This is a genomic window from Flammeovirga pacifica (genome assembly GCF_000807855.2).
GTDB classification, from domain to species: domain Bacteria; phylum Bacteroidota; class Bacteroidia; order Cytophagales; family Flammeovirgaceae; genus Flammeovirga; species Flammeovirga pacifica.
Genome location: NZ_JRYR02000001.1, coordinates 3,164,823 through 3,181,919, shown reverse-complemented (window position 1 = coordinate 3,181,919; position 17,097 = coordinate 3,164,823). Strand labels below are relative to the sequence as shown.

The 17,097-nt window shown below is 34.6% G+C and carries 13 protein-coding genes; 4 read left to right on the top strand and 9 right to left on the bottom strand.

From position 1 onward, the window contains the following. Nucleotides 1–94: 94 nt before the first annotated feature. A complete protein-coding gene (locus NH26_RS12425; RefSeq protein WP_084812167.1) occupies nucleotides 95–1,543 on the bottom strand; it encodes a ComEC/Rec2 family competence protein in 1,449 nt (482 codons plus the stop codon). A gap of 276 nt (nucleotides 1,544–1,819) precedes the next feature. Between NH26_RS12425 and NH26_RS12420 the strand changes: the two genes are divergently transcribed. Next, nucleotides 1,820–2,656 (top strand): hypothetical protein, encoded by an 837-nt coding sequence (locus NH26_RS12420; protein ID WP_139263038.1) that lies wholly within the window; start codon nucleotides 1,820–1,822, stop codon nucleotides 2,654–2,656. 18 nt (nucleotides 2,657–2,674) lie between these two features. Beyond that, entirely contained in the window at nucleotides 2,675–3,709 is a 1,035-nt protein-coding gene (locus NH26_RS12415; protein WP_044227796.1) for a ferredoxin--NADP reductase, read from the top strand. Between the two features lie 740 nt (nucleotides 3,710–4,449). On the opposite strand, the gene NH26_RS12410 is transcribed toward NH26_RS12415, so the two are convergent. Both NH26_RS12410 and NH26_RS12405 read right to left on the bottom strand, forming a co-directional pair. Then, nucleotides 4,450–6,633 carry a bifunctional alpha,alpha-trehalose-phosphate synthase (UDP-forming)/trehalose-phosphatase gene (locus NH26_RS12410; RefSeq protein ID WP_044227801.1) on the bottom strand — a complete coding sequence of 728 codons (2,184 nt, stop codon included), beginning with the start codon at nucleotides 6,631–6,633 and terminating at the stop codon, nucleotides 4,450–4,452. A 113-nt stretch (nucleotides 6,634–6,746) separates the two neighbouring features. Beyond that, nucleotides 6,747–7,202 (bottom strand): hypothetical protein, encoded by a 456-nt coding sequence (locus NH26_RS12405; RefSeq protein WP_044227805.1) that lies wholly within the window; start codon nucleotides 7,200–7,202, stop codon nucleotides 6,747–6,749. Nucleotides 7,203–7,404: 202 nt separating this feature from the next. On the opposite strand from NH26_RS12405, the gene NH26_RS12400 reads away from it, so the two are divergent. Continuing rightward, nucleotides 7,405–8,364, top strand: coding sequence for a FecR family protein (locus tag NH26_RS12400; protein WP_044227808.1), 960 nt, complete (start codon nucleotides 7,405–7,407; stop codon nucleotides 8,362–8,364). 143 nt (nucleotides 8,365–8,507) lie between these two features. Here NH26_RS12400 and rpsJ read toward each other — a convergent pair whose 3' ends face one another. From rpsJ to fusA (NH26_RS12375), 5 genes are all read right to left on the bottom strand, one after another. Further along, a complete protein-coding gene (rpsJ, locus tag NH26_RS12395; protein ID WP_044227810.1) occupies nucleotides 8,508–8,813 on the bottom strand; it encodes a 30S ribosomal protein S10 in 306 nt (101 codons plus the stop codon). Between the two features lie 101 nt (nucleotides 8,814–8,914). Continuing rightward, nucleotides 8,915–11,053, bottom strand: coding sequence for an elongation factor G (gene fusA / locus NH26_RS12390; RefSeq protein ID WP_084812166.1), 2,139 nt, complete (start codon nucleotides 11,051–11,053; stop codon nucleotides 8,915–8,917). A gap of 6 nt (nucleotides 11,054–11,059) precedes the next feature. Next, a complete protein-coding gene (gene rpsG, locus NH26_RS12385) occupies nucleotides 11,060–11,542 on the bottom strand; it encodes a 30S ribosomal protein S7 (protein WP_044227817.1) in 483 nt (160 codons plus the stop codon). 95 nt (nucleotides 11,543–11,637) lie between these two features. Further along, the gene (gene rpsL / locus NH26_RS12380) at nucleotides 11,638–12,018 is read right to left on the bottom strand and encodes a 30S ribosomal protein S12 (RefSeq protein ID WP_044227819.1); all 381 of its coding nucleotides are present in this window, start codon (nucleotides 12,016–12,018) and stop codon (nucleotides 11,638–11,640) included. A gap of 402 nt (nucleotides 12,019–12,420) precedes the next feature. Beyond that, on the bottom strand, nucleotides 12,421–14,559 hold the full coding sequence (fusA, locus tag NH26_RS12375; RefSeq protein ID WP_044227821.1) for an elongation factor G: 2,139 nt from the start codon (nucleotides 14,557–14,559) through the stop codon (nucleotides 12,421–12,423). Between the two features lie 248 nt (nucleotides 14,560–14,807). On the opposite strand from fusA (NH26_RS12375), the gene NH26_RS12370 reads away from it, so the two are divergent. Further along, nucleotides 14,808–15,566, top strand: coding sequence for a hypothetical protein (locus NH26_RS12370; protein WP_052432255.1), 759 nt, complete (start codon nucleotides 14,808–14,810; stop codon nucleotides 15,564–15,566). A gap of 248 nt (nucleotides 15,567–15,814) precedes the next feature. On the opposite strand, the gene NH26_RS12365 is transcribed toward NH26_RS12370, so the two are convergent. Further along, nucleotides 15,815–16,753 (bottom strand): hypothetical protein, encoded by a 939-nt coding sequence (locus NH26_RS12365; RefSeq protein ID WP_044227823.1) that lies wholly within the window; start codon nucleotides 16,751–16,753, stop codon nucleotides 15,815–15,817. Nucleotides 16,754–17,097 lie beyond the last annotated feature (344 nt).

Below are 17,097 nucleotides of genomic sequence, written 5' to 3'. Positions count from 1 at the left end.
GAAGTTTAAGTGATTGTCTAGATTTTAGATCAAATCTATATTTTATGGCACTGATTGGGCAAAATATTAACGGATTTCTTCACTTTCTGATTTTCTATTGATAGTAGAAATGTAAAGTAAGTATCACTAAACCTGTAAAAGAACCGATTCTATTCCAGGCCTTATCTTTTTGATAGCCTCCATAAGTGATGCAAATAATACAGACAACTAAACCATAAGCTAAATCTTCTGATAGTTTGAATGAAGGTAGCTGAGGAAGTTGAAGAAATAAAGACAGCCATCCTACGAGTAACTGATGTAGTAAATCAAATGCCCAATTTAAATCTACCCATTCTGAAACCAATAAAGTGAGCAAACCACAATACATCATTAAAGAAAGAAGAACCCCTGATAAGAGTCCACTGAAAATTCCCCAAATAGGAAAAAACTCAAAGTGATGTAAGATGAGTGGAAAGGTAAACCAATTCGATAATATCCCCATTAGAAAAACAGAAACGAATAGTTTTTTATACCATTTAAGATGAATAATGTGAGTCCAATACGGAAAAAGGACAATACTAAATACAGCCAAAAATGATAATTGAAAGCTTAGAGAATACAACAAGAAAGGAGCTTTTATTAGTATAACAAAAGAGGTGAAACTAATGATATTAATAGGATTGATTTGCTTTCTGAATACTAAAGAGAAGCTACTTAAATATAACATCAATGAGGCTCTTTGAATGGAGGCACTTTGAGCTACAAATTGAATTATTAAGAAAACGAATACGCAAAGAAATATCCATTTTATTGGATGCCATTGTTTTGGAATCCATTGAAACCAAAAGAGTAAGCTATGGATGATAAAGACAAGTATGCCAATATGCATTCCAGATAGCGCTAATAAATGTAGACTGCCACTTACTCTAAAAACTTCTTTTATTTGATCAGATAATTCACTTTTATCACCACAAAACAAAGCCAAAGCAAGCCCTCTAGTAGAAGAATCGAAAGTGTGATAAACCATTTTTCGATACTTACTTTTATAGGTTTGATCACCTTGTTGCTCAACACAATAATGGTCCACTTTTAATTGATGAAATAAACCTTTTGATTTCAGATATTGATTCATTTCTTGTTGAAGAATACAACGTCCTTTTATGACTAAAAGATCTGAAGGTTGTATCAAATATTGATTTGGTAGGTAAAAACTAACTTTTGAGTCTATTAATCTTTGTGGGTTAACAAGATATCCTTCGATATAGGTTGACTTTTTTTGTATCACTTTCTCTACTATCACTTGATAATTCTTTTGAGAAAAGGACTGTTTTTGATATTGATTTATCCAATTACCAAATAAAAAAATGGAGAAAAGTAATAGCGTAATCAACCCTAATTTGTTGGCCTTTCTTTTTTTGAATGTCAAATAGGAAAATAAGCACCAATTAATAACCAATAGAATTATAGTGGTGTTGAATGATATAAAAGTGAAGTAATCTGAACAAATAATCCCAAGAAGTAAGGAGATATTTATCCAAAAAAATGGAGCTTGTTGAATCGTCATAGTTAAGCAATAAGAAAATTTCGAATGAGAATATGCAGTGGTTATTCTCTATCTGACCATTAAATTAATCAAATTTCATTGAATGCAAGGAGGGAATAAGGTTTAAATTATTATTATAATTGCATATCAAAGTTATTTAGTTATCAAATTCGGAGAATTAATAGAAGTTTTATACTCTATTCATTGAGTTTTTTGACAAGAAGCTTGAACTTTGGTAATGCAGTTACAAAATACTTAATGAATTTCACTCAACAAAGACCAATCATTTAACATCTGATGAAAATTAAATATTTACTCAGTCTATGTAGTTTACTCTTCTTGTTTGAGTCATGCAGCGATAACGATTCTACAACAGAAAACGAGAGCGATCAATCGATTTTTGAATCTTTTGATCAATGGTTTGATGACGAGGAGTTGAAAGACTATGAGAAAACTCAAAATACTGACAAAGAGGAAAGTGAAACACCTGTTGTCATAGAAGTAAAACCTTATGAAGAACCTGAGGTTATCAATAATGATTTAAACATTGAAGAAGAAGAGCCATTTGACGAAGCAGAAGAAGCAGACGAAGTGGAGGAAGAAATTGAAGAAGAAATACCTTTAGCAGAAGCATCTAATGAGAATTTCGAGTATGCTTTTGATCATATTGGTATATCATTTAAATCCGACAGGAAAGTCAATTTCAAAGAAATCAAGATAGAAAAGAAGCATATCGAAAAAGGATTATTACATCGTTTTAAAACAACATATAGCTATTTCGATGTATACGATATGGATAAATCTATCCAATGGAGCGGAGCAGGTGATTTCTCTGAGTTTGGCCAAGGCTTTTACGAAAGGTCTAAAATGGTTAGAAATGGAAAATTTGCTGTTTTTGCTGGTAGAAGATGCTTTATGTTTGATGCAAAAGCAAGTGTCAAAAACGATTATAATTACTCTAGCATAAAAAGATTAAAATCTGATTTTACAATTGATGAGGATGATTTAGTTGATGTTAAAGTAGTATTTTTTGGAAGAAAGAATCTTGGTTACAGAATGATTTATGCAGCTAATGATCCGCATATAGAAGCTTTAGAAAGATCAGCAATGGTCTATGAACCAGTACAAGAGTAGCCAATAAAATTTAAAAAAATGAATAAGTATACCCTTAAAGTAAAAGATGTTGTTCAGGAAACATCTGATACTATGACGATAAAATTAAAACAACCACTTTTTAAAAAGATCCAATATTTACCAGGTCAATTTATTTCTGTACACAACGAAATTGATGGTAAAAAAACAATACGATCTTATTCTACATCATCTACCCCTCATTTAGATGCTACTTTAGATATTACTGTAAAAAGAGTAGAAGGAGGCTTGGTGTCTAATTACATTAATGATAATGTAAAAGCTGGAGACAGTTTAGAAATAAGTGACGCCATGGGTACTTTTGTTTTAGATGCAGATAATACTAAAACTAGAAATATTTTTCTGTGGGCAGCAGGATCAGGTATATCACCTTTATTCTCTATGCTTAAAAGTCTTTTGTTTTTTGAGAAAAACTCGAATGTGTTCTTAATCTATGGTAACAGAAACGAGCAAAGTATCATCTTTAATGAACATTTAGATGAACTAAAATCAAAATTCGAAAACAGATTAGAGGTGATTCATGTCTTAAGTCAGCCTTCACCTTCTTGGGGCGGATTTAAAGGTAGAATAGATGATGTTATGGCGGTAAATGTTCTTAATCGATTATCTCTAGATAACTCTGAACATTTTTTATGCGGACCTGAAGGCATGATGACTAGTGTTGAAAGTGCTTTGAAAAGATTTAAAGTATCGTCATCGAAAATAAACAAAGAAAGTTTTACTCCTTCAGATAACGCTGAATCGATCAATCAAGAACTGGCTGATGAAATGATAACTTTGGTAGTTGATGGAGAAGAACATCAAGTTAAAGCAGAAGCAGGAGTCAATATATTAGATGCAGGTTTAGATGCAGGTTTAGATATCCCATATTCTTGTCAGAATGGAGTATGTACTGCTTGTAAAGGCAAATGCGTATCTGGTAAAGTAGAAATGGGAGATTCAGTTGCTCTATCAGAATCAGAAAAGAATGAAGGCTACGTACTGACATGTATTAGCCATGCAGCGTCTTCAGATGTTAAAATTGATTATAGTTAAACAATAAATTTAGTTTTATTTACTAAAAATTGTTATCTATTCTTGGAATAGTAGAATTTTAGTCGTTACTTTGAGTTATCAAGTTTGAAGAAACAAAGAACCCTTCGCCTATTAGGCAAAGGGTTACTCCAACTCCTCTTCAATCTGTTCATTTCGCTAAACTTATATCTTATAATTTTTACTAACGTATTCACTAACACTTCGAGTTATTAGTTATTTTATAAGTAAAAATATTTTTTCGTATCTATTTGTAAACAGTCTCTTCAGTCTATTCCTCTGACATTTAATGATTATCGACTGTACAAGCAATCACTCCTCTTTTTTCTCTTCATCTATTCATATGACATTAATTATGATTGCTTTCATATAGCTTAACGGCACTGTCCAGTTAAGGTTATGAAATTCAGTTTTAATTAACTTAATTTTCCTTTTTTTAGGAAAAAATGAAATTATCATCTAATTAATTTTTTTCTATTCTTAGAAAAGTACAAAAGGGTGGTCCTGTGTGGGAGCATCCTTTTCTTTGATATTAACCATTTTATTGCCAATCAAAATTCTATTCACTTACAAAAGGTGAAAATACCAATAAGAAAAGAAGTTACTTTTTGATATTAGTTATTTTGATTTTTTAGCATCTAAGATGTTATAAAAAGGGCTGCCTCATTTAGAATGAGACAGCCCTTTTGTATATATAATCTAGACTACTTCAGTTATTTTTGAAGGTCTATTTATTTACATGTTTATAGCTTTGTGAATTCAGTAAGTAATTCTCTCACATCTGCTACTGTTTTAAGATTGTATCTTGCTTCTGATGCAGACACACCAACCTTAATAGTATAAGCCTTTTTAGGTAAAGAACGGAAAGTATCCTCATCAGTTACATCGTCTCCAGCAGCAAATACAACATCATAATTATCCTCAGATAGGAATTTTAATGCAGCCTTGCCTTTGTTGACATCCTGATTTTTAACTTCAACTACTTTATTACCGTGCATTACTTGTAGGTTCATGTTCGATATCAAGTAATTTAAGTTGCCTACTAATTCTCTTGCTCTTAGATCGCCAAAGTCTGCATCCGCTTTGCGGTAATGCCATGCTACAGAGTATGCTTTTTCTTCTACAAAAGATCCTGGAGTACGGTCTACATAACGATCTAGAATAATACTGATTTTAGCTTTCCAATCAGAATTAAGGTTATCGATCATTTCGAAAGGCTCATCACCTTTTCTAAGCCAAATACCATGTTCAGCAATAATATCTACCTTAAAGCCTGTAAACCATTTTTCTAGAGTTTCTTTATCTCTACCACTAATAATAACCACTCTGTTTTTAGGATCTGCAGTAAGGTTGGTCATTATTTCTTTTAATTCTTGATCTGGAGATACAGATTGAGGATCTGCAGCAAAACCTTTTAAGGTGCCATCATAATCAAGGAATATAATACGTTTTTGCCCATCTTTATATTTTTGGAGCATTTTACTTCTTGAAGTCTCTGATAGTAAACGCATATTCATTGCTGTTTGTCTTTCAATAATATTGTCTAGTTGATTCATGAAAATTTCTACCCAACGATGTACATTATATCGTCTAACCTTCTTTTGCATTTCTTTCATTCTGCTTCTTTGTTCCTCTTCAGGCATAGTTAAAGCAGTATAAAGGGCCTCTACAATTTGGTTTTCATCATTAGGGTTGATAAGAATAGATTCTGATAATTCTTTAGCTGCACCAGCCATCTCACTTAATATAAGTACCCCTTGCTGATCCGTTTTACTTGCTACAAACTCTTTACAGACTAAGTTCATACCATCTCTAAGAGGAGTTACAAGAGCAACCGAAGAAGCTTTATATAATGCTGATAATCCCTCGAAACTAAATGAACGGTAGAAGTAATGAATTGGAGACCAGTTCATACGAGTGTACTTACCGTTGATTTTACCAACTAATGTATCAATTTCTTCTTTTAAATGTTGGTATTGATCTACTTGATCTCTTGACGGGACAACGAGTAGAATCAATGAAACCTGACCTTGATACTCAGGATACTTCGAAAGGAATTTATCAAATGCAATTAAGCGGTGTTTGATACCTTTACTGTAATCCAATCTATCAATAGAGAGGATTGATTTATTTTTACTTAGTAAATCGCCATAGGCAATTACTTTTTGTTTTGTTTTTTCAGAATCTGCAGCTTGTTCGAATTTATCATAATCAATACCCATAGGGAAGGCATCTACAGAAACAAGTCTGTTTTTAACTTTTAGATGACCTAACGAACTATCATATCCCACTATTCTATTTACAGAGCTCAAGAAATGTCGCATATCATCATAGGTATGGAAACCAATAAGGTCAGACCCCAACATTCCCTCTAATGTTTCTTTTCTCCATGGGAGTAAACGGAAAATCTCATAAGATGGGAAAGGAATGTGTTGAAAAAAGCCTATTGTAGCATTTGGTAATGCTTCTCTTAGCATTCCGGGTAATAACAGCAGTTGATAATCATGTACCCATATTTTATCTTCTGGTTCTGCTACTGCTAATATGGCATCTCTAAATAATTCATTTACATGAATATAAGATTCCCATAAATCCATTTCATAGATGGCATATTCAGTAAAATAATGGAATAGTGGCCATAATGTTTTATTGGAATATCCTTCATAGAATTTATCTACATCTTCCCTTGTAAGGAAGACTGGAGCCATATTATCTTTTTTAAGTTTTTTTGTAATGTGTTCCTTTTCTTCGTCACTATGCCCAGACGTACCGGGCCATCCTATCCATAAGTTGCCTCCTTGTTTATAAGTAGTACTTAATCCTGTGGCTAATCCGCCTGAACTTGGTTTGAATGTAATTCCTTGGTCGGCATTTCTACTTACCGTTACAGGAAGTCTGTTAGAGACAATAATTGTTTTCTTTGTCATTTTATTGTTAGTTAAGTATTCTTGAAGTAAACATTTTTGACCAATTTACACACGACATAAATGTAGTTATATATGGTGATAGGTTTGTTGAAGTACTTATGATTAAATAAATACTACAGAATAAATTGGAGCACACGTTCCCAATGTATGAAAACCCAAATACCTACACCACCTAAAGCTGTACCAGAAGCACATCCCAAGGCGAGCATTTTTTGATTGTGTTTTCTAGTTCTGAGTTTTATTTCAACCTCAATTTCATCAGGTAAATCAGAAATTAAGAGTAAATGATTTTCTCTTTCCTTAATTTTTTCGTCATATTCCTGAAGTTCTCTATTTTTGTCTTCAATTATTTCTTGGTAGCTATTAAAGACGTCTTTAACGCTATCTTGAGAATCTTTAAGTTCTTGAAAAAGACCATCTAACTGCTCGTGGCTAAATACTTTCTTTTTTTTGCCAAAAGGAAAGTAGATATAAACCCATAAAAGTACTATAATTATAGAGATGGATACGATCCACCACCAAGTGTATTGTTGTAGGTTTTGAATGAATTGAAACCAAACATCGTTCATAGAATAAGAAGTTGTTTTTTACGTATCAAAAAATAGAGATGTGTTTACTCCTAATAAATATAGCTTTATTAGGTATGAAATAAAAGATTCAGTTTTTTTTATTGACAATTAAGTAGGGTAAAACCCCTTTTAGATGTAATATTAATAAATGTTAATCTATTTTTGATAGGAAATTTACTTTCGCCCCATAAAATTAACAAATATGTCACCTGAAGAAGAAAAAGAATATAATGATAAAATACTTTACGACTTGAATCACCCAAATGAAAAAAAACATGAAGAGGAGTTAGCTTCTTTACATAACGCAATGGATCAACTTTCTAATATGAAAATTCCGACTTCTAAGAAAACAAAAGAGCAGTCGTGGAAAGAAATACAAGGAAAATTGAACATTGGAGAATCTCAAAAAGAAAAAAGAGGAGTTATTGAGATTTTATTTAACCCTCAGCAGTTTAGGAAAGTTGCTGCTGTTGCTGCTGTTTTTGTAGGGATATATGCGTTATGGTTTTTCTTTAACGGAATTCAGAATGTTTCACCATCAGATGGTACCTTAGAATATACATTTCCTGATGGATCTGTAGCATATATTAAAAAAGGATCAAGTTTAGAGTATCTGAAGCATGGTTTTGAAGGAAATATATACATGAACGGTCATGCACAATTTCATATTCTCCCAGAAAGTAAAGGAGGAGTTTCTTATGAAGTAAAAACAGATCGCTCGGTTGTTCATGCAAATGCAGGGGCTATGTTTGATATTAGAGATGATGATTTTCTCTTTCATTTAACGAATTTGGGAGAGGATATTTTACAAGTTTCATCTCCACATCATCAAGATGATCAAATGAAAACTACAGTGCAAAAAGGTCATTCTCTAAAATCTACTTCTAAAAAGATTGGAAATGCTTTTGATTTAGGAACAGATCATGCACATTGGACAAAAGGGCACTTTGTATATAATGAAGTTCCTTTAACAATGGTACTATACGATTTTGAAAAACAGTTTGGAGTTGTTATAAACCATGAATTTGATCAAATTGGAGAAATGCTTTACTCTGGTAGTTTTAAAGATGAAGGAATTACAGCTGCTGTAACCTCTTTGTGTAAAACACTAGAAGTAGATTTTATCTTAGAAGGAGAGAAAGTGATATTAAGAAATAAATAAAGTGTGGAATCTATTTAAGCACTTTAATCATGAGAAAAGCTATTTCAAGTAGATTGGAATAGCTTTTTTTTACTTCTGATCAATAAAAAAAGCCTTTTACAACCGGAGTTGTAAAAGGCTTTAATATGTCTAGAGTTTCAAACTTAGACTTTGATCTCAACATCAACACCTGATGGTAAATCAAGTTTCATTAATGCGTCTACTGTCTTTGGAGAAGACGAGAAGATATCGATCAAACGCTTGTAAGTACAAAGTTGGAATTGCTCACGAGATTTCTTGTTAACGTGTGGTGAACGAAGAACTGTGAACTTTTCTTTCTTAGTTGGAAGAGGCACTGGACCTGCAACAACTGCGTCTGTTTTCTTAACAGCTTCAACGATCTTAGCAGCAGATTTGTCTACTAAATTGTGATCGTATGACTTAAGTTTGATTCTGATTTTTTGTGTCATATCTTTTTTTGATAAAGTTAGCCGTCCGCTAACAGGTTATATAATATCATAAACTCTGAACCTACCGTTGTAGGTTCAGTGGTTCATGATTATTGACATAATTATTTTTTCGCTTCTGCAATGATTGTTTCTGCAACGTTTCTTGGTACTTCTTTGTACTCAGAGAAAGTAAGTGTAGCAGATGCACGACCTGAAGTGATCGTACGTAAATCAGTTACATAACCGAATAATTCTGATAAAGGTACATCAGCTTTGATTACAACTGCACCGTTAGAGATCTCTTGTCCTTTCGGAAGACCACGACGCTTGTTGATATCACCAATTACAGAACCTGTATACTCATCAGGAGTAATTACAGAAACGTCCATGATTGGCTCAAGGATGATAGGTGTACATTGTTTCGCGGCAGCTTTGAAACCAAGTTTTGCAGCTAATTCGAATGCTAAAGCATCTGAATCGACATCATGGTAAGAACCGTAGAATAAACGAACACGCATCGCATCAATTGGATAGCCAGCTAAAGCACCATTACCCATTGAAGCCTCGAATCCTTTTTGTACCGCAGGGATGAATTCTTTTGGAATTACACCACCTTTGATATCGTTGATGAATTGTAAACCTGGTTTAACAACACCATCTTCGTCTGGCTCAGCAGGTCCTAATTCGAACTGTACATCACCAAATTTACCTTTACCACCAGTTTGTTTCTTATAAACTTCACGGTGTTCAGTAGAAGTTTTGATTGCCTCACGGTAAGCAACTTGAGGAGCACCTTCGTTGATTTCCACGCCAAATTCACGCTTCAAACGGTCGATGATGATTTCAAGGTGAAGCTCACCCATACCTTTAAGGATAGTCTGACCAGTTTCGTGGTTAGTTTCTACCGTTAATGTAGGATCTTCTTCAACAAGCTTTGCGATAGACATACCCAATTTATCAACATCACCTTTTGTTTTAGGCTCAATTGAGATACCGATTACCGGCTCAGGGAATACCATTTCTTCTAATACGATTGGAGCACCAAGCTCAACAAGAGTATCACCAGTTTTGATGTCTTTGAAACCTACACCAGCACAAATATCACCTGCTTCCACTTGAGGGATTGGGTTTTGCTTGTTAGAGTGCATTTGCATCAAACGAGAGATACGCTCTTTTTTACCAGTACGCATGTTCAATACATACGAACCAGCTTCTAAAGTACCAGAGTAAGCTCTTAAGAAACATAAACGACCTACGAATGGGTCAGTTGCGATCTTAAATGCTAACGCTGAGAATTTATCTGAAGGATCCGCTTTACGAGTTTCTTCTTCACCTGTTTCAGGGTTAGTACCAATTGTATCAGGTAAATCCAATGGTGATGGCAAGTAAGAACATACAGCGTCAAGTAATGCTTGAACACCTTTGTTTTTAAATGCTGAACCACACATTACTGGAGAGAATTCCATGTTCATAACAGCCTTACGAACTGCAACACGTACTTCTTCAGCAGTAATTGAATCAGGATCTTCGAAGAATTTCTCCATCAATTCCTCATTGTGAGTTGAAACAGCTTCGATAAGGTTTTCTCTCCACTCAGCAACCTCGTCTACCATATCGGCAGGGATGTCGATTACTTCGTAAGTAAAGCCTTGGTCTTCCTCATTCCAAACGATAGCTTCGTTTGTAATTAAATCAACTACACCTCTGAAACCTTCTTCAGCACCGATAGGCAATTGTAAAGGAACTGGAGTTGCACCCAATTTCTCTTCAATAGTCTTAACAGCTTTCAAGAAGTCAGCACCTGCACGGTCCATTTTGTTAACGAAACAGATACGAGGTACCTTGTAATCGTCAGCTTGACGCCATACAGTTTCTGATTGAGGTTCTACACCAGATACGGCACAGAAAAGTGCAACAGCGCCATCAAGTACACGTAATGAACGCGCAACTTCTACAGTGAAGTCAACGTGACCAGGAGTGTCAATAATGTTTACTTTGTACTCTTCAGATGCAGGAGTAGCCTTACCCTGTTCAGTTGGGTAATTCCATGTAGTGGTTGTAGCAGCAGACGTAATAGTAATACCACGTTCTTGCTCTTGCTCCATCCAGTCCATAGTTGCAGCTCCGTCGTGTACCTCACCAATTTTGTGAGATTTACCTGTGTAATAAAGGATACGCTCTGTAGTCGTAGTTTTACCAGCATCAATGTGAGCCATGATACCGATGTTCCTTTGGTGCGAAAGATGGATCTTCTTAGCCACGGATTATTAGAATCTAAAGTGTGAAAATGCTTTATTTGCTTCTGCCATACGGTGAGTATCGTCTTTCTTCTTCACTGCAGCACCTTCTCCACGAGAAGCGGCAATGATTTCAGCAGCAAGACGTTCCATCATTGTACGCTCGTTACGTTTTCTAGACATAGTGATCATCCACTTCATACCTAGAGATTGTTTACGATCTGGACGTACTTCCACTGGCACTTGGAAAGTAGCACCACCTACACGGCGTGCTTTAACTTCAACTGCTGGCATTACGTTTGAAAGTGCTTTTTTGAATACTTCCAATGCATCAACAGTTTCGCCTTCTTTTGAAAGCTTTGTTCCAACAAGTTCTAATGCGTCATAGAAAATGCTGTATGCAATACTTTTTTTGCCGTCAACCATTAAGTTGTTAACGAACTTTGTTACCATAGTATCACCGAATTTAGGATCAGGTAATACGTAGCGCTTTTTAGGTTTTGCCTTTCTCATTTCTTAAATAGAATAAACAATTTTAGAGATGTCCTTACTGTCGTAAACGACCTTTACTTCAGGACTTGGACTTTAATTAATTTTGTAAGTAAGGATTACTTAGCAGCCTTAGGCTTCTTAGTACCATACTTAGAACGACGTTGACCACGTCCTTCAACACCAGCTGTATCAAGAGCTCCACGAACGATGTGATATCTCACACCAGGAAGATCTTTAATACGACCACCACGAATCAAAACGATTGAGTGCTCTTGCAAGTTGTGTCCTTCACCTGGGATATAAGCGTTGACTTCCTTACCGTTAGTCAAACGAACCCTAGCTACTTTACGCATCGCCGAGTTAGGCTTCTTAGGCGTAGTAGTGTAAACTCTTGTACATACTCCTCTACGTTGAGGGCATGAATCTAATGCGGGAGATTTAGATTTTACTACAATCTTTTTTCTTCCCTTTCTAACAAGTTGTTGAATAGTAGGCATTTACTTAAATTTTAATTTAAATGCGTCTAACGTTCGATACTATTAATTCTCGAATGCAAAAATTTTACAGTGGGCAAAGGTATTAATTTATTCTGTTTTTTCCATTCTTTTATGTAAACTATTTGTTATGAGTTTGTTATCATCTATTAATTTGGTTGTTAATAAAAGGTAATTATCTGGTTTTTATTGAAGTATTTTAGTGAAACTGTGATTGTTTCATTTTTTTTAATGGGTTTTGGAATAATGAAAGACAAATTAAAACCAGGAGGACGGTCTTTTTGATCGTAATAAGATTGAAAAAGTAAGTGAGAAACCTTTTAAAGAGGAAATGGAACATTAAAAAAGCCCATGATGTAAATCATGAGCTTCAAATAATATTCTAAAATAAAGAGATGGGTGTCATTATTTTTTTGATTCTGCAATGACTTCTAGAGCAATATTTCTTGGAACTTCTTTGTATTCTGAAAATGTCAGCGTGGCTGAAGCTCGACCGGAAGTAATTGTACGAAGATCGGTAACATAACCAAAGAGTTCAGATAATGGAACATCTGCTTTGATAACTACAGCTCCATTTGAAACTTCTTGACCTTTTGGTAGCCCTCTTCTTTTATTAATATCTCCAATGACAGCTCCTGTGTATTCATCTGGAGTAATCACAGAAACATCCATAATCGGTTCTAAAATAATAGGTGTACACGATTTAGCTGCTTCCTTGAATCCTAATTTTGCTGCTAATTCAAAAGAGAGTGCATCCGAATCCACATCATGATAGGAACCATAGAATAAACGAACACGCATTGCATCAATAGGATAACCTGCTAAAGCACCATTATCCATTGCCGCTACAAATCCTTTTTGTATTGCTGGGATAAATTCTCTTGGAATAACGCCGCCTTTTATTTCATCAACAAATTGTAAACCGGGCTTTATTGTTCCGTCTTCATCAGCTTCCGCAGGGCCTAATTCAAACTGTATATCAGCAAACTTACCTTTACCACCTGTTTGCTTTTTATAAGTTTCTCTATGTTCTGTAGATGATTTAATAGCTTCACGATAGGCTACTTGAGGTGCACCTTCATTAATTTCTACATTAAATTCACGTTTCAACCTATCTACAATAATTTCTAGGTGGAGTTCACCCATTCCTTTCAAGATAGTTTGTCCGGTTTCATGATTAGTTTCAACGGTTAGGGTAGGATCTTCTTCTACTAGTTTAGCAATTGCAATTCCTAATTTATCAACATCTCCTTTTGTTTTAGGTTCTATAGCAATTCCAATTACTGGTTCAGGGAAAACCATTTCTTCTAGTACAATTGGAGCACCTAATTCTACTAAGGTATCCCCTGTTTTTATATCCTTGAATCCAACACCAGCACAAATATCTCCAGCTTCTACTTGGGGAATAGGATTTTGCTTATTGGAGTGCATTTGCATCAAACGAGAAATACGCTCTTTTTTACCCGTACGCATGTTTAATACATATGAACCTGCTTGAAGGGTTCCTGAATATGCTCGTAAAAAGCATAATCGACCGACAAAAGGATCTGTAGCAATCTTAAATGCTAAGGCGGCAAATTTATCAGAAGCATCAGGCTTTCGAGTCTCTTCTTCACCTGTTTCAGGATTTGTTCCGATAGTATCAGGAAGATCTAATGGAGAAGGTAGATAGGAACAAACCGCATCCAATAATGCCTGAACGCCTTTATTTTTAAATGCAGATCCGCACATTACAGGAGAGAAATCCATATTCATAACAGCCTTTCTTACCGCCGTTCTAATTTCCTCTGGAGTAATGGAATCAGGATCATCAAAGAATTTTTCCATTAATTCTTCATTGTGTGTTGACACGGCTTCGATGAGGTTTTCTCGCCATTCGGCTACTTCGTCTATCATGTCAGCAGGAGTGTCAATGACTTCATAAGTGAATCCTTGATCCTCTTCGTTCCAGACAATGGCTTCGTTGGTAATAAGATCTACCACTCCTTTGAAATTTTCTTCTGCCCCAATAGGTAATTGTAGAGGTACTGGAGTAGCACCTAATTTTTCTTCAATTGTTTTGACGGCCTTTAAGAAATCTGCACCTGCTCTATCCATTTTATTAATAAAGCAAATACGAGGTACTTTGTAGTCATCTGCTTGCCTCCATACAGTTTCCGATTGTGGTTCAACACCAGAAACAGCATCAAATAAAGCAACAGCACCATCTAAAACTCTTAAAGATCGAGCCACTTCTACAGTAAAGTCTACGTGACCTGGAGTGTCAATAATATTTACTTTATACTCTTCTGACGCGGGGGTTACTTTTCCTTGTTCTGTTGGATAATTCCAAGTAGTAGTAGTCGCTGCAGAAGTAATGGTAATACCACGTTCCTGCTCTTGTTCCATCCAATCCATGGTTGCAGCACCGTCATGTACTTCTCCAATTTTATGAGATTTACCGGTGTAGTATAGAATTCGTTCTGTTGTTGTTGTTTTACCAGCATCAATATGTGCCATGATACCAATATTGCGTTGGTGCGAAAGAGATATTTTCTTTGCCAATGTGATTAATATTTAGTTTGGGTATTTAATTAAGTCTTATCAGTTGATGATAAGAGAATAAGTGGATTAATTTACTATTTATTGTGCTTATTATCAATCAATTAATGTATCAATTGCTTTAGGGACTTCATTTTAAGTTTCAAAATAGTATTTGATGTTGAGAAGGTGTAGACAATATTACTTTGCCTTGTTAATAAATAATTGATAAATTTTTGCATTTTTGTAATTGTAATTTACCAATTAGAGAGATGATTAAGATTAAAAAAATAGTACCTCTACTTTTGATAAGCTGCTTTTTTGCATTAACAAACTATGCTCAAGAAGCTAAAATTCAAAAAGCAGATGTTTATGTCACTGGAGGTTTGGAAATAATTTTTTCTGGAAATACTGGCCTAAAAATGAGTGGGCAGGAAATTAATGGAGGAGTACTTCGTTTTGCTCCTGTTTTTAACTGGCAATCCATCGTTAATGTTGATTTGAATCCTCGTTTTGGTTTATACTCAGGATTTGGTATTCGTAATGTAGGGATGATTTTCGATGTCCCTTCAGAATATATAGATGCAAATATTCAAGGACCAGTAAGAAAAAAAGTAAGATCTTATAACCTTGGTATTCCTATAGGTTTCAAAGTAGGTAACCTTCATGGGTTGTTTATATATGGTGGGTATGAATTTGAAATTCCAATTCAATACAAAGAGAAAACATTTGTTTCTGAACGTAAAGACGATAGGTTTTCAGTTTGGTTTACAGATCGTGTAAATCTACAACATTCTTTAATGCTTGGTGTTCAGTTTCCGTATGGTACTAATATCAAATTTAAGTATTACTTAAACGATTACTTCAACTCTTCGTGGGGCGATAACCATGCTAAAATGAAAGGAACAACTTTGAACTACAATCAAATTTCTGGGAATGTATTTTATGTTTCATTAAACTTCAATCTCTTTAAAAATACTAAGTTTTATTTTTCAGAGTATGAAAAGAAACATACTTTTCCTCAGAGCTAAAAAATAGATATACATAAAAATGAAGGTGATGAATATTAATTCATCACCTTTTTTTATTTGGTTATTAAGGGAAAAACAAGACTGCTCCCGAAGTAAGCAGCCTTGATAAATCAGTATCAATCGCCATGAGTTGAGGTGTCGTGTTCAATTAGTTTGTTGAATTGGAAGTCTCCCTCAAGTTCATTTGATATGCACCGATCACACGAAATTGACAATTGGAAATATTTTATGATGTGAAGAAAAACATTTTACTCAATAATGATTTCTTCATCATCTTCAATTAAATCTTCGAAAGCAAAGTTCAAACCTTCGAATGTTTTTACTCTTGGAGTTAACGATTTGTCAATGATTAGACCAAAGCCTTTTGCTTTTCCTGGTGTAACAAATTGTTTAGCGTTATCCACTGCTTTAAAGTCCCATCTTTTATTGATACCTCCTTCAACTACAACTCCATCTTCATCAATTTCTCTAATGGTTAATGCAATATCAATGTATGCTCCGGTTGTTAGTAAACAACTAGATACATCAATCCAACCTGCAGAACCAGAGAAGAACATTGGAGCAGTTTTATCTGTTTTGTTACCGTCTGCATCATAACCATGTACATTGAGAATAGCTTGATAGAAGCGAGGCATTTCTTGGTCTTCAAACATAGCAGCAACGGTCATTCTACCATTTTGAGAATCCATTTGGAAAGTCTCTAAAGTAGTAGTAGAATTGACATCTTTTGTTTGTGGATCTGCTTCATATGCAACAATTGGATTACGTGATGCTCTTGCAGCACTTAACACTTCACCAATGGTAACTTCAGAATTTAGATCATTAATTCTATCCATGATCATTACGTCATCGCTTCCACAGTCATTGTAATAGGAAGCACTAAATACTCTGGCATTTCCAAATGGTACATCCATTAATTTACCACCTTCATCTTCTGTTGGAGGAGTAAATGACCAGCCTTCACCTTCTTGTGTTTGACCATCAATAGTAAATACTATTTTAGATTGATCAATCCAATCAGTTAAAGCAGCTGATGTTCTTGCGTTAGTAAAAGTTGGAGCACCGACTTCAATTAGTAAGTCTACTGTTTCAGTTTCTGGGCCTAATACGGGTTGCTCTTCTTGATTTGTACAAGAGAACATAAGAGATGCTAGTAAAGCACCTAGAAATAAGGGTAAATGTTTCATTTTTAATGATTGAATTTAAAGTTGTTTTTGAAATAGGAATAGATTTTTTCTATTCGATTTGTTTAGTAGAAATTATTCGGGTAAAGGATAATTTCATCAAATTTTAGTTTTCGTGTGATAATTTTAGGTAACTATGTTACCTTGTTCTTCGGGTTGGTGAGTTTAGTAATAAACTCGTGTTTTTACATAACAATACTGATTAAATTGAAAGATAAAATGTTACTCGATACGTAATAAACAAAAGGCAATAAAAAGACATTGGGATAAATGAATTATCCTTAACTTAATACATTAACAGGAGGTTATATGTAACGAATAAATAGGACCCGTCGGGTAAGACGAGT

Bases quoted from the DNA above. Each gene is read 5' to 3' on its own strand.
- NH26_RS12425 (WP_084812167.1), bottom strand. From the start codon at position 1,543: ATGACGATTCAACAAGCTCCATTTTTTTGGATAAATATCTCCTTACTT.
- NH26_RS12420 (WP_139263038.1), top strand. From the start codon at position 1,820: ATGAAAATTAAATATTTACTCAGTCTATGTAGTTTACTCTTCTTGTTT.
- NH26_RS12415 (WP_044227796.1), top strand. From the start codon at position 2,675: ATGAATAAGTATACCCTTAAAGTAAAAGATGTTGTTCAGGAAACATCT.
- NH26_RS12410 (WP_044227801.1), bottom strand. From the start codon at position 6,633: ATGACAAAGAAAACAATTATTGTCTCTAACAGACTTCCTGTAACGGTA.
- NH26_RS12405 (WP_044227805.1), bottom strand. From the start codon at position 7,202: ATGAACGATGTTTGGTTTCAATTCATTCAAAACCTACAACAATACACT.
- NH26_RS12400 (WP_044227808.1), top strand. From the start codon at position 7,405: ATGTCACCTGAAGAAGAAAAAGAATATAATGATAAAATACTTTACGAC.
- rpsJ (WP_044227810.1), bottom strand. From the start codon at position 8,813: ATGACACAAAAAATCAGAATCAAACTTAAGTCATACGATCACAATTTA.
- rpsG (WP_044227817.1), bottom strand. From the start codon at position 11,542: ATGAGAAAGGCAAAACCTAAAAAGCGCTACGTATTACCTGATCCTAAA.
- rpsL (WP_044227819.1), bottom strand. From the start codon at position 12,018: ATGCCTACTATTCAACAACTTGTTAGAAAGGGAAGAAAAAAGATTGTA.
- NH26_RS12370 (WP_052432255.1), top strand. From the start codon at position 14,808: ATGATTAAGATTAAAAAAATAGTACCTCTACTTTTGATAAGCTGCTTT.
- NH26_RS12365 (WP_044227823.1), bottom strand. From the start codon at position 16,753: ATGAAACATTTACCCTTATTTCTAGGTGCTTTACTAGCATCTCTTATG.